This is a genomic window from Aquimarina sp. Aq78 (assembly GCF_900299525.1).
In the GTDB taxonomy this organism is placed as follows: Bacteria; Bacteroidota; Bacteroidia; order Flavobacteriales; family Flavobacteriaceae; genus Aquimarina.
The window spans coordinates 168,555-180,928 of record NZ_OMKA01000020.1 but is presented as its reverse complement, the minus strand read 5'-3'; the positions used below and the strand labels follow the sequence as shown (position 1 = coordinate 180,928).

General features: G+C 33.1%; 8 protein-coding genes. 4 read left to right on the top strand and 4 right to left on the bottom strand.

The window, feature by feature from the left end; translation table 11 throughout:
* Positions 1-98 precede the first annotated feature (98 nt).
* On the top strand, positions 99-965 hold the full coding sequence (locus DG435_RS12425) for an N-acetylglucosamine kinase (protein WP_106791184.1): 867 nt from the start codon (positions 99-101) through the stop codon (positions 963-965).
* Between the two features lie 7 nt (positions 966-972).
* On the opposite strand, the gene DG435_RS12420 is transcribed toward DG435_RS12425, so the two are convergent.
* The 4 genes from DG435_RS12420 to nirB all read right to left on the bottom strand — a co-directional run bounded on the left by DG435_RS12420 (position 973) and on the right by nirB (position 5,892).
* Positions 973-2,298, bottom strand: coding sequence for an ATP-binding protein (locus DG435_RS12420; RefSeq protein ID WP_106791183.1), 1,326 nt, complete (start codon positions 2,296-2,298; stop codon positions 973-975).
* A gap of 13 nt (positions 2,299-2,311) precedes the next feature.
* Positions 2,312-2,899, bottom strand: coding sequence for a DUF4202 domain-containing protein (locus DG435_RS12415; RefSeq protein WP_106791182.1), 588 nt, complete (start codon positions 2,897-2,899; stop codon positions 2,312-2,314).
* Between the two features lie 79 nt (positions 2,900-2,978).
* Positions 2,979-3,356, bottom strand: a complete 378-nt coding sequence (gene nirD / locus DG435_RS12410) for a nitrite reductase small subunit NirD (RefSeq protein WP_106791181.1) — start codon at positions 3,354-3,356, stop codon at positions 2,979-2,981.
* Positions 3,357-3,375: 19 nt separating this feature from the next.
* Complete coding sequence (gene nirB, locus DG435_RS12405) at positions 3,376-5,892, bottom strand: nitrite reductase large subunit NirB (RefSeq protein WP_106791180.1); 2,517 nt, start codon at positions 5,890-5,892, stop codon at positions 3,376-3,378.
* A gap of 387 nt (positions 5,893-6,279) precedes the next feature.
* Here nirB and DG435_RS12400 point away from each other — a divergent pair, with 387 nt between their 5' ends.
* The 3 genes from DG435_RS12400 to DG435_RS12390 all read left to right on the top strand — a co-directional run bounded on the left by DG435_RS12400 (position 6,280) and on the right by DG435_RS12390 (position 12,374).
* Positions 6,280-6,972, top strand: a complete 693-nt coding sequence (locus DG435_RS12400; protein ID WP_199852631.1) for a response regulator transcription factor — start codon at positions 6,280-6,282, stop codon at positions 6,970-6,972.
* Positions 6,973-7,194: 222 nt separating this feature from the next.
* Entirely contained in the window at positions 7,195-8,595 is a 1,401-nt protein-coding gene (locus DG435_RS12395) for an MFS transporter (protein WP_106791178.1), read from the top strand.
* A 257-nt stretch (positions 8,596-8,852) separates the two neighbouring features.
* Positions 8,853-12,374 (top strand): nitrate reductase, encoded by a 3,522-nt coding sequence (locus tag DG435_RS12390; protein ID WP_106791177.1) that lies wholly within the window; start codon positions 8,853-8,855, stop codon positions 12,372-12,374.

The window sequence follows — 12,374 nt, the reverse complement described above, 5'->3', positions numbered from 1 at the left end:
CAATATTCCTCGATTACGCGCAATATGATAGCATGTCAAATTCAAAAGAATAAATCAGAGTATTTATTCTATTTGCTAACCACATAACAAATTTTCAAATGATTTTATTAGCTGATGGCGGTTCTACTAAATGCGATTGGATTCTTCTGGATGATGTAGGAGAAATCGTTTTTAAAACCCGTACAGAAGGGTTAAACCCTGCTGTATTCGAGAAATCTCTCTTAGAAGAAAGAGTTAGAAAAAATGATAAACTTTCTTCTCATCGAGATAAAATTGATACTGTTCATTTCTATGGGGCTGGATGCGGTACAACGAAGCCAACAGTAATGTTAAAAAAGATCTTTGAAGATTTTTTTGTTGGCGCAGAAGTCATTGTTAAAGAAGATATGGTTGCAGCAGTGTATGCCGCTACAACAGAACCTGGGATTATATGTATTTTAGGAACTGGATCTAATAGTTGTTATTTTGATGGCGAAGATATTCATATGTCTGTAGATTCTCTGGGATATATTCTTATGGATGAGGCTAGTGGAAATCACTTTGGAAAAAAACTGATACGCGATTATTACTATAAAAGAATGCCGCCCGAAATAGCATCAGAATTTGAAAAGCGTTTTGACCTTTCTTCAGATTCAATTAAGGAAAATCTATACAAAAGAGAAAACCCTAATACATACCTGGCTTCTTTTGCAGAATTTATTTTTACCAGTGAACGTAATGGTTATTTTTATAAAATTATTACCGAAGGTATTCAGGAGTTTATAGAGACCAGAGTATTGTGTTTTCCAGAATCACAACATGTACCTATACATTTTATTGGCTCGATAGCTCACTTTAGTGAAGATATTATAAGAGCAGCAGTCTGGCCATATCACCTAAAAGTTGGTAATATCGTAAGAAGACCTATTGATGGAATTATTGATTACTATCGCAATGAAGTAATTAAAAAAAAAAGTAAAGTTTGAATCTCTGTTATAAAATAGTATAATTCAAAATGATTCTACTTCCTTCATTAGGAATAGAGTTAATAAATATTCTTCCATTTATGTAGTTCATTCGTTCTTTCATAAAGAATAAGCCCATTCCGCCTTTTGCATTATTATTAGGTTTAGAAGGTATAGTATTGATATCGAATCCTATCCCATTATCCTCAATAGTAATACTTAATAAAGAATTAGAATGATTAATTGTTATTAGAATATAATTAGAATTTGCGTATTTAATAGCATTGTTTACTGCTTCCTGAGTAACACGATACAAGTTAGTTTCAACTAAAGAATCGAATCTCTGTTCAAAATTTGATTTATTCTCAAAAAGAATATTTTTACCGGTCAGTTTGGAAAGTTCCTTGGCCATTTTATCTAAAGCAATGCCAATCCCATAATCTTTTAATTCGGGAGGAGTAAGATTAAATGTTGCAATTCGGGTTCCCTGAATTAAATTTTTTGATAATTGTTTTAACCCTTCAATTTTCTGAGATGCTTTTTCTGTGTTCTCGAGGTTAATAGATTCAATATTAAACTTAAGTGCAGTAAGCATTTGTCCAATGCTATCATGAATCTCTTTGGCAATTCTTTTCCTTTCTTCTTCCTGGGCTTCTACAATTTGACTTGCATTTGATTTTTGTAATTCTTCTTTTTCTTTATATCTGTAAGCATTTAAGCGTTCAATTTCAATTTGTGCTTCTTTTCGTTTAGAAATATCAGAACATAATACAAGTCGTTCAGAGTTTCCGGATTCTTTAAAAATAGTTAGTATTGATATATCCAACCAGATTTTTTGCCCTATATTGGTTTTTAACTCAAATTCTTCATTAAATACACTCCCTGAACTCTGAGTTATAAGGCTGAGTAATCTGTTTTTTTGAACTTCATTAAGATTAATAAGATCGATGAGGTTTTTTCTTTCATAATCGTGTTCAATATTAAGTAGCTTAGCAAAGCGTTCACTTAAGCTTATGATAGCACCTTTCTTAGAGACTCTTGCATATAAAATAGCTTTATTCATAGCATAGTTTAATGCTACTAATTCCTGAATTTTTTGATCTCTAGATGCTAGAGACTGTTCTGTTTGTTTCTGGTTTACTTGCGAATTTAACACAGATTGTTGTAATCGAACAATGGATGTATTTAGTTTTACAAATAGAATTCCAAGGATGATTATAAGAACTACTAACGAGATCCATAAATAGATCTGGTTTATTATAGAAAAAAAACCCAATACAGCAGTAGCAAGAGCTAATGTTATACCGATATAAAAAAGGAGTTTTATTTTTTTAATATATTGAGATATATTCATTTGATCTCAAAGTTTATTCATTTAATGCTCGTTTAATTAGGTCTAAAGCTTTTTCAGAATACAAAAGCTGTAGAGCAGCTTTATGTCCTTTTTCAGACATTTTACGCCATGTCTTTTGTAAAATATCAATTACTTTTTCTTGAGTATGTTTTATTAAAAAATCTTCATAATAAAAATTAAGAAAGACAAGGCAAATCACATCTTCCAGGGTTTGCGTTTCTTCATCTTTTTTTAATTTTTTCTTTTGAAGCAAAAAAGAAACTCTATCTATAGTCTCTGTATTATAACCTATGTGTTGAAGGATTTCTGATGCTTTTTTGGCATGAAACTTTTTTAAATCTTCTCTCCATTTTAGATAGCCTGTTCGATCCATTACATAATTAGAACGAGGAATCTCCCATCGACAAATATGTTGAGAACGGGCAGCTAGTTTTAACGCATCGGAAGCTTCTGGATCAAATGCTTCTAGTGTTTGTGTCATTCGCTGTCCATAAATTAATTCTTTGGGTATAAGACTTCCATTTACATCTTCTGTATTGGGGTCTTGAGTATTGGCTTTATCAAATAATGTATAAGCTTCGGTTAATTTTTTGACAGACATAGTATTTTGTAAATTGATATTCTAACAAAGTTAGAGTTTTTTGGATCAGAATGTATGGTTGCGAATCAAATAATCCTTTCTATTCTACAAAACCAACAAACACGTTGTCGTTTTCTATTTTTACTGGATATATAGCAATAGGAGTGAGATCTCCGTTTAGATTTTTACCAGTATCTAATGAAAATGTTTTTTTGTGCATTGGACATGCTATTTTAGGAATCCCGTTCTCGTCACCAGTCATCCCTCGGCTTAGAACCATTTCCATTTTATGTGGGCATACATTTTGGCAGGCATACCAAGCATTTTTTCTTTCAAAATTAAAGATTGCAATTTGCTTGTTTTTATATTTAATGCATGCGCCACTATTTTTTAAAAAGTCGCTCACTTTTCCTGCTTCAAACCAAATTGTAACATTTTCTATTATAGCGGTTTTATATATTTCTAATATCTCTTCCATACTGTTTTTCTATTTGATTTTATTTCCAAGGCTCTGGCATTTTTTGATCCCTTAGAGGAACGAATGCAAGGTTGTTATCGGTTTCATTGCTGTTTACAAAGTGATTAAATCGTTTCATGATTTCCTTGTCTTGTATTGCTTGAGTCCACTCACATTTAAATGATCCAACAAGAGTTTTCATTTCACTTTCAAGCTCCTCAACAAGGTTAAGTTTATTGTGAATTATTACTTGTTTTAGATATTCGATACCCCCATTAAGCTTATCTAACCATTTTGCAGTTCTCTCTAGCGGGGCGGCAGTTCTAATATAAAACATAAGGAATCGATCGAGATATCTAATTACGGTTTCATTATCAATTTGTTCTGCCAGGAGTTCGGCATGCTTTGGATTGGCGCCTCCATTTCCACAGATATATAGATTCCAGCCTCCTTCTACTGCAATAACTCCAAAATCTTTACATCTTGCTTCTGCACATTCTCTTATACACCCAGATACTCCTCCTTTTATTTTATGAGGAGATCTAAGACCTTTATAACGTTCTTCGAGTTCTATTGCAAAACTTACGCTTTCATCCATACCGTAGCGACACCAGGTAGATCCTACACAACTTTTTACGGTTCGTAAAGATTTCCCATATGCATGACCACTTTCAAACCCATAATTAATTAGATCCTCCCATATTTTTGGAAGCTGGTCTAATCGAGCTCCAAAAAAATCTACTCGTTGCCCTCCGGTTATCTTAGTATAGAGATCATACTTTTTGCCTATTTTACCAAGAGCAATAAGTTTTTCTGGAGTGATTTCTCCTCCAGGAATTCTCGGTACCACAGAATAAGTCCCATTACGTTGAATATTAGCCAAAAATCGATCATTAGAATCTTGTATTGTAGTTTCTTCATTGGCAGTATCTGCATAGACACTAGCCATGATCGAGGCGATTACAGGTTTGCAAACTTCACACCCATCTCCTTTACCGTAATTATCCAGTATCTGATTATATTTTCTATATCCTTTTAATTTTATGATGTCAAAAAGTTCTTGTCTATTATACTCGAAATGCTCACATATAGTATCATTTACTTTTCTTCCCAGTGATTTAAGAGTAGCATCTACTAAATCTTTTACCATTGGTTTACATCCTCCACAACCTGTTCCTGCTTTGGTACAGGAAATTACATCTCCAAGATCATTACAAGAACCGTCCTGAATAGTACTACATATGGCATCTTTACTCACGCTTTCGCATGAACAAATCTGGGCATCATCTGGGAGATCCATTACATCTCCTAGTAAAGAACTATTATCATCATTTCGATTTCCTAAAATTAAATCTTCAGGGTTTTCGGGTAGAGTCATTATGGTATTATAAATCTGAAATAGTGCATTGTAATCTGATGAATCTCCAACCAAAATCCCGCCTAAAAGTTTAGAGCTCTCTTTAGATATATTGATTCGTTTATAAATTCCTTTATGCTTATTTTCATATACAATGGTGTCAACATTTTCACCTTCGTGAAGGGCATTACCAAAACTAGCTACTTCTGTTCCTATAAGTTTCAGTTGAGTAGACATATCGATATCTGCCTTCATAATATTTTCGGTATTACCTATGATCTGTGATACTGCCACATCGGCCATATCATAACCAGGAGCAACGAGTCCGTAGATCATGTTATTATAAAGAGCGACTTCACCTATAGCGTAAATATGATCATCTGAAGTTTTCATGGTGTTATCTACAATAATGCCACCACGAATTCCCGTTGCTAATTTACATTCTTTGGCAATTTCATCACGTGGACGAATACCAGCCGAGACGACTAACATATCTACTTTTAGCTCACTACCATCTATATATTTTAAACCTTCGATAGCATGATTCCCTTCAATATTTTCAGTTTGTTTACCAAGATGAACATTTACCCCTAGTTTTTCGATTTTAGCTTTCAGCATATCACTACCTCCCTGATCAAGTTGTCTGGGCATTAATCTTGGTGCGAATTCTACTACATGAGCTTGCAATCCCAATTCTTTTACAGCATTAGCAGCTTCGAGACCTAATAAACCTCCACCTAATATTGCAGCTTGATTTTTCCCTTCGGATTTTAGTTTTTTGGTATAAGACTTTATAGCTTCGAGATCTTCGATAGTTCTATACACGAACACTCCTTCTTTTTCTACACCCGGAATAGGAGGGACAAATGCAGATGATCCTGTAGCTAAGACCAGATAGTCGTAAGAATATTTTTTACCTCTATGATTAACTACAATTTTTTCTTCTTTATTGATTTCAGTGATCATTTCAGAAATATGAAGATCAATATTATTTTCTTCGTACCATGTAGTTGAAGACATACTTAAATCTTCTGCCGATTTTCCGGTATAGTATTCACTTAAATGTACACGATCATATGCTCTTCTTGGCTCTTCTCCAAAAACTGTAAGCTTATAATTATGGAGCTTTTCAGAAGCTACAAACTTTTCACAAAATTTATAACCTACCATTCCGTTACCTATTACTATTACCTTCTTCATAAATTACGTATTTGAAATTCAAAATTAAGTATTAATACGTATTATTGTAATAAGAATTACGTAATTATGAGTATGATAAATTAGGAATCTCTAAAAAATAAGTATAGAGTTTTATAAAATCTATTTAACATGATTTTATTTAGAAAGAATTGATTTTCTTTCTTTAAGAGCCTGAGATTGACCATAAGATCTGCTTTGAAAAACTGTTTTCGGTAAGAGTATTTCAATTTCAATAGTTTTAAATACTTCTGATTATAAACACGGCTAAATCTATATTTTGAATACAAAGCCAAGTACAACTACTTAGTCGTTTTTGAAATATTCATATCTTTGAACATAGAGATAGTTTTTCTCTTAAAGAAAGTATAATGTATTATAATAAATTGTATGGTTAGGATAGTATTGGTAGATGATCATTTTTTGGTAAGAGATGGTATACGCGCTCTTTTAGAAGATGAGGAACAATACGAAGTAGTTGGAGAAGCTTCGGATGGAATTAAAGCTATTGAACTTGTGCAATCACTACAACCAGATATTGTAATTTGCGATATTAGAATGCCTGAAATATCCGGGATTGAGACCGTACAAAAACTAACATCACTTGGCGTATCTTCTAAAACGATTATGCTATCCATGCATGACTCTGATGAATATATTTTGCAATCTATAAATGCTGGAGCAGATGGATACCTTCTAAAAGGTGCTGGTAAAGATGAGTTTCTTAAAGCACTTTCAGTGGTGAGTAAAGGAGAAAAATATTTTAGTGGAGATGTATCTTCTATCTTGATTAAAAAAATAAAAGGAGGAGAGAATACATCTTCGGATCATGTATCTTTATCAAAAGACACCATATCAATAAAATCTAAAATAACTACACAAAATCCTTTTGATTTAACAAAGAGAGAAAATCAGATACTTCGTTTGGCCATTTCAGGAAAAACAAATAAAGATATAGCAGAAATACTCGAGATTAGTAAGCGAACTACAGAAGTACATCGATTTAATTTGATGAAAAAAATGAAAGTGAAAAATATATTAGAGTTGAGTAACAAAGCTAAAAAATATGGTATGATTGATTAAGGATGTACTTGATCCTTCTCGGGATTGTAAAATTTACAATTATCCTTAAAATTTTTATTGAATATTTAATTTTGAAAAGATATATTTTCTAATACGTAATTCTTATACGAATTACGTATTTTTTGATTTGATAAATAAGTATTTATACTTAGTTTTGATTTAAATTTGCATATTTATTGGTTGAATGAAACCAGAATATAACGAATCAAAAAACAAGGAATTATGAATACTTATGGTAAATCTACGACTCTAAATTTATTAAATTATAAAAGTTTATCAATCCGAACTTTTTGGATCACGTCGATCGCTTTCTTTTTATGTTTTTTTGCCTGGTTTGGTATTGTGCCATTTATGCCTGATGTAGTTAAAGATTTGGGATTAACTCCCGATGAGAAATGGAATTCTATTATTGCGGCAGTATCAGGAACTATTTTTGCGAGATTATTGATCGGTAAATTGTGTGATAGGTATGGGCCACGTATTTGTTATACATGGTTACTAATTTTTGGAGCGATACCAGTGATTTTACTTGGGTTTGTTCAAACTCCAATCCAATTTATTATATGTAGGCTATTTATTGGCTTTATTGGAGCCTCATTTGTAATCACTCAATTTCATACTTCTATTATGTTTGCTCCTAATATAGTTGGGACAGCAAACGCGACATCTGCTGGATGGGGAAACTTGGGAGGAGGAGTTAATAGACTAGGAATGCCACTTATTGCTGCTGCTGTTATTGGTTTAGGGGTAGCAGAAACTGAAGCTTGGAGATATTGTATGATCATTGCCGGAATTATTTGTTTTTTAATGGGAATAATATATTTCTTTTTTACTAAGGATACTCCCGACGGAAACTTTTCAGAATTGAAAGCTAAAGGAGAATTTATAAAGTTTAAAAAAGATGAAGTTAGTTTCTTGACGGCTATCCAGGACTATAGAGTTTGGATACTTTTTATAGTCTATGCTGCGTGTTTCGGTATGGAGTTAACAGTTTATGGAACGATGGATGATTATCTTCAAAATACATTTCAGCTTGAAAGAATTACAGCAGGAAATATTGTATTGTCATTTGCGTTGATGAATATTTTTGCAAGAACCTTGGGCGGTGTTTTTGGGGATAGGTTTGGGAAAATGAAAGGTTTGAGAGGGCGTGTTTTATTTCTTGCAATTATTTTAGGAATTGAAGGGATTATGTTATCTCTATTTTCGGGAATGAATGAGTTGACTTTAGGAATTATATTTTTGATAGGATTTAGCATTACGGTTCAAATGGCAGAAGGAGCTACTTTTTCGGTTGTACCTTTTATTAATAAGAAAGCAATTGGATCCATTTCTGGTGTTGTTGGTGCAGGGGGAAATGTAGGCGCCTTTATAGCTGCATTGGTATTAAAATCAAAATCAGCAGTTGCAGAAAAGAAAGCAATAATCTATAATCAAGATTTTAGCCAGGAAGCTATACAAGCAGCTCAGACTTTTGCTTCGTCTGAAGCCGTATCTAATGGATATTTTACTATTGGAGTTTTTGTGGTTTTTACTGCTGCTATCTCACTTATGATTAAGTTTTCTACAGAGGATGAGAAAGCAGTTGCGAAAGAAATGAAAAATACTCCTGCGTATAGTTAATGATAATATAACTCTAAATTAATGTTGGAGTATTTATGTGTTTTTATGGAGTTAATTATAAAATATTAGCCATCTTTTTTTATAAGAGATTTAATAAAATAAACCTTCTATAATCTCAAAATCTATTTTTAAACTACAGTATTTTATTGAATTGATAATTCTTTTAATTCAAACATAGAAAACAGTTATGAAGCTATGATGAATACGTATTAATACTTAGTTTTGATATAAAGAAATTGTGTATAAAACTATATCTTATGCCTACATTCAAATCATACAAAACAACATGCTCATACTGCGGAGTTGGTTGTGGAATTATAGCAAAAAAAGACGCAAAAGATTTGATTACGGTAAAAGGAGATCCGGACCATCCAGTTAATCATGGAATGTTATGTTCTAAAGGGATGAATCTTCACCATGTAATTCAAGATAGAAGTGATAGAATTCTATATCCAGAAATGCGCTGGAGTAAAGGGCATGACCGTCAACGGGTATCCTGGGACCAGGCTCTAGATAGGGTAGCATCAGTTTTTAGTACGATAATCGAAAAATATGGCCCGGATAGCGTTGGATTTTATGTTTCTGGGCAATGCCTCACCGAAGAATATTATCTAGCAAATAAGTTAGTAAAGGGGTTCATAGGAACCAATAATATTGATACCAATTCTAGACTATGTATGAGTTCTGCTGTGGTGGGATATAAACAGGCATTCGGAGAAGATAGTGTTCCAATAGCTTATGATGATATAGAACTGGCAGATTGTTTTATGATTGCCGGAGCAAATCCTGCTTGGTGCCATCCTATTTTGTTTAGAAGAATAGAAGCGCATAAGGAAAAGAATCCTGGCATAAAGATTATAGTTGTTGATCCTCGTAGAACACAATCCTGCGATATAGCAGATTTACATTTACAGATTCTTCCAGGAACAGATGCAGTTTTATACAATGCAATCGCCAAACGATTAATTGATCGAAAAAAAATTAACAAGAGTTTTATTACTAATCATACAGATAATTATGAAAAGTTTAAAAAATATTTACAATCAATATCTCTATCTAAGGCTGCTATTACCTGTGGGATAACGGTTGCAGATATTAAAAAAGCAGCTTCCTATATTGCAGATGCAAAAGGGTTTATTACCCTGTGGGCAATGGGATTAAATCAAAGCTCTATTGGAGTTAATAAAAACAATGCATTATTAAATTTATCTATACTCACAGGGCATATTGGTAAACCTGGATCTGGTCCATTTTCTTTAACGGGGCAGCCTAATGCAATGGGAGGAAGAGAGGTAGGAGGGATGGCTAATTTGTTGGCAGTTCATAAAGAACTTTCAAATGAAGAAGACAGGAAGGAAGTAGCAAATTTTTGGGGAGGAAAAGAGATTTTAGAAAAACCTGGGCTTACTGCTACTGAAATGTTTGATGCATTAGAAAATGGAAAACTAAAAGCCATTTGGATTATATGTACTAATCCATTAGTAAGTCTTCCTAATGCTAATAAAGTAGAAAAAGCTTTACAGAATGCCAGATTTGTTGTAGTTCAGGATATATCACATCGATCTGAGACAATCCAGTGTGCAGATTTAGTACTTCCAGCTGCCGGATGGGCAGAAAAGGAAGGTACAATGACAAATAGTGAGCGTAGGATTACTTACCTTAATAAAGTGATTGATCCTCCGGGAGAAGCAATGCCAGATGTAGAAATTCTTTGGAATTTTGCACAAAAAATGGGGTATCAAGGATTTGATTATAATACAGTAGAAGAAGTATATAAAGAACATTGCACACTTACCAGAGGAACCAATATTGATATTTCTGGACTTAGCTACTCACGTCTTAAAACAGAAGGGAGTTTTCAATGGCCCGTACCCAAGAATAATCACCCGGGGACATCGCGATTATTTGAAGATAAAAAATTTCATACAGATACTGGAAATGTAAAATTTGTAATCCCAAAGTTTACTAAACCAACCTCTGAGTTATTGACAGAAAAATATCCATTGATTCTTACAACAGGTAGAGTACGTGATCAATGGCATACCAGAACAAAGACAGGTAAAGTAAATAGACTACGAACTCATACTCCAGATCCTTATTTGGAAATTAACCAAGTTGATGCATTTTTGAGGAAAATAAAAGAAGGAGATATTGTTATTATTGAGAGTAAACGAGGTAAAGTACAGGTAAAAGCAAAAATTAGTGATGGTATTAATAAAGGGGTGGTTTTTCTTCCGATACATTGGGGTAAAGTTCTGGGTAATGATTATGCAAGAGCAAACAATTTGACGACAAGTATTATTGATGTAACATCTAAAGAACCTGATTTTAAATATTCTGCGGTTCGGGTTTATAAATTTGTAAAACCAAAACAAAAAATCTGTATAGTAGGAGCAGGAACAGCTGCATATCGTTTTATTCAAACGTATAGAGAATTTAATACCGAGGATGAAATTGTAGTATTTTCTAAAGAACCATATCCATTTTATGACAGAGTTTTACTTCCTGAATATATAAGTGAAGAATTAAAATGGGAACAATTGCAGAAGATGCGAGAGGGAAATATGAAATCACTTAATGTAACGCTCTTCGTAAGTAACCCTGTTATTGAAATTAATAGAGAAAAAAAATATCTTATTGATAGTAAAAGTCAAAAACATGATTATGATGTTATCTTGATGGCAACTGGTAGCCGCGCATTTATCCCAAAGGAAGTCCCGATACATCGTCCGGGAAGATTTACTCTACGCAATCGTAGCGATGCCGATAAGTTAAAATCATATCTCAATCAAACAGGTATACAAGAGAATAGACAGCATGTAACCATAGTAGGTGGTGGATTACTAGGGTTAGAATTGGCAGCAGTACTTCGTAAAAAAGAAATAACAATTACAATTGTACAAAAAGGAAACCGATTAATGGAACGTCAACTTGATATTGTTGCCAGTCGTTTATTAGCAGAACATGTTAAAGAAAAAGGAATTCAAATCTATTTTGACAACGAAGTAGATACTGTTTTTAAACAAAATAAGGGCGATTTACTGGTTAATTTAAAGTCTGGTAAATCCTTTAACTGTAATGCAGTAGTGTACTCTATAGGTACAATCCCTAATATCGATTTGCTTAAAAAAACAGGAGTTCATTGCCGCCGAGGAATATTGGTAAATCAATATTTGCAGTCAAGTGATTCTAACATATTTGCTATTGGGGAAATTGCTGAATTTAACGGAAACTTATTTGGCATTACTGCAGCAGCAGAACAGCAAGCTGATATTGTAGCTAAATATTTGTTGGGGGATTATAGCGCAATATATAAAGGTTCTGTGTTTATGAATATTCTCAAATTTGAAGATCTAGACCTTTGTAGTATTGGTAATATAGATGTACCTGCCAATGATAACTCTTTTGAAGAAGTGGTATTTATGGATGTAAGCAGGCGTTTTTATAAGAAATGTATTGTGAAAGATGATAGATTGATAGGAGCTATTTTAATGGGAGATAAAAAAGAATTTGCCGATTTTAAACGTCTTATAGAGGAAAAAATAGAATTATCAGAGAAACGAGACGAATTGTTAAAGTCTTCAAAACCTGATAGACCTGTTATAGGTAAACTTATTTGTTCCTGTAGTCAAATAGGAGAAGGAAATCTTGAGAAAGAGATTACATCAGGATGTGAGGTTTTTTCTGAACTATGTAGCAGAACCGGAGCGGGATTAGGTTGTGGTAGTTGCAAACCCGAAATAAAAGAGGTGTTGAAAAATGTCTTACAATTGACTTAG

Excerpts from the sequence above, each read along its gene's own strand:
- DG435_RS12425 (WP_106791184.1), top strand. The coding sequence starts at position 99 with ATGATTTTATTAGCTGATGGCGGTTCTACTAAATGCGATTGGATTCTT.
- DG435_RS12420 (WP_106791183.1), bottom strand. The coding sequence starts at position 2,298 with ATGAATATATCTCAATATATTAAAAAAATAAAACTCCTTTTTTATATC.
- DG435_RS12415 (WP_106791182.1), bottom strand. The coding sequence starts at position 2,899 with ATGTCTGTCAAAAAATTAACCGAAGCTTATACATTATTTGATAAAGCC.
- nirD (WP_106791181.1), bottom strand. The coding sequence starts at position 3,356 with ATGGAAGAGATATTAGAAATATATAAAACCGCTATAATAGAAAATGTT.
- nirB (WP_106791180.1), bottom strand. The coding sequence starts at position 5,892 with ATGAAGAAGGTAATAGTAATAGGTAACGGAATGGTAGGTTATAAATTT.
- DG435_RS12400 (WP_199852631.1), top strand. The coding sequence starts at position 6,280 with ATGGTTAGGATAGTATTGGTAGATGATCATTTTTTGGTAAGAGATGGT.
- DG435_RS12395 (WP_106791178.1), top strand. The coding sequence starts at position 7,195 with ATGAATACTTATGGTAAATCTACGACTCTAAATTTATTAAATTATAAA.
- DG435_RS12390 (WP_106791177.1), top strand. The coding sequence starts at position 8,853 with ATGCCTACATTCAAATCATACAAAACAACATGCTCATACTGCGGAGTT.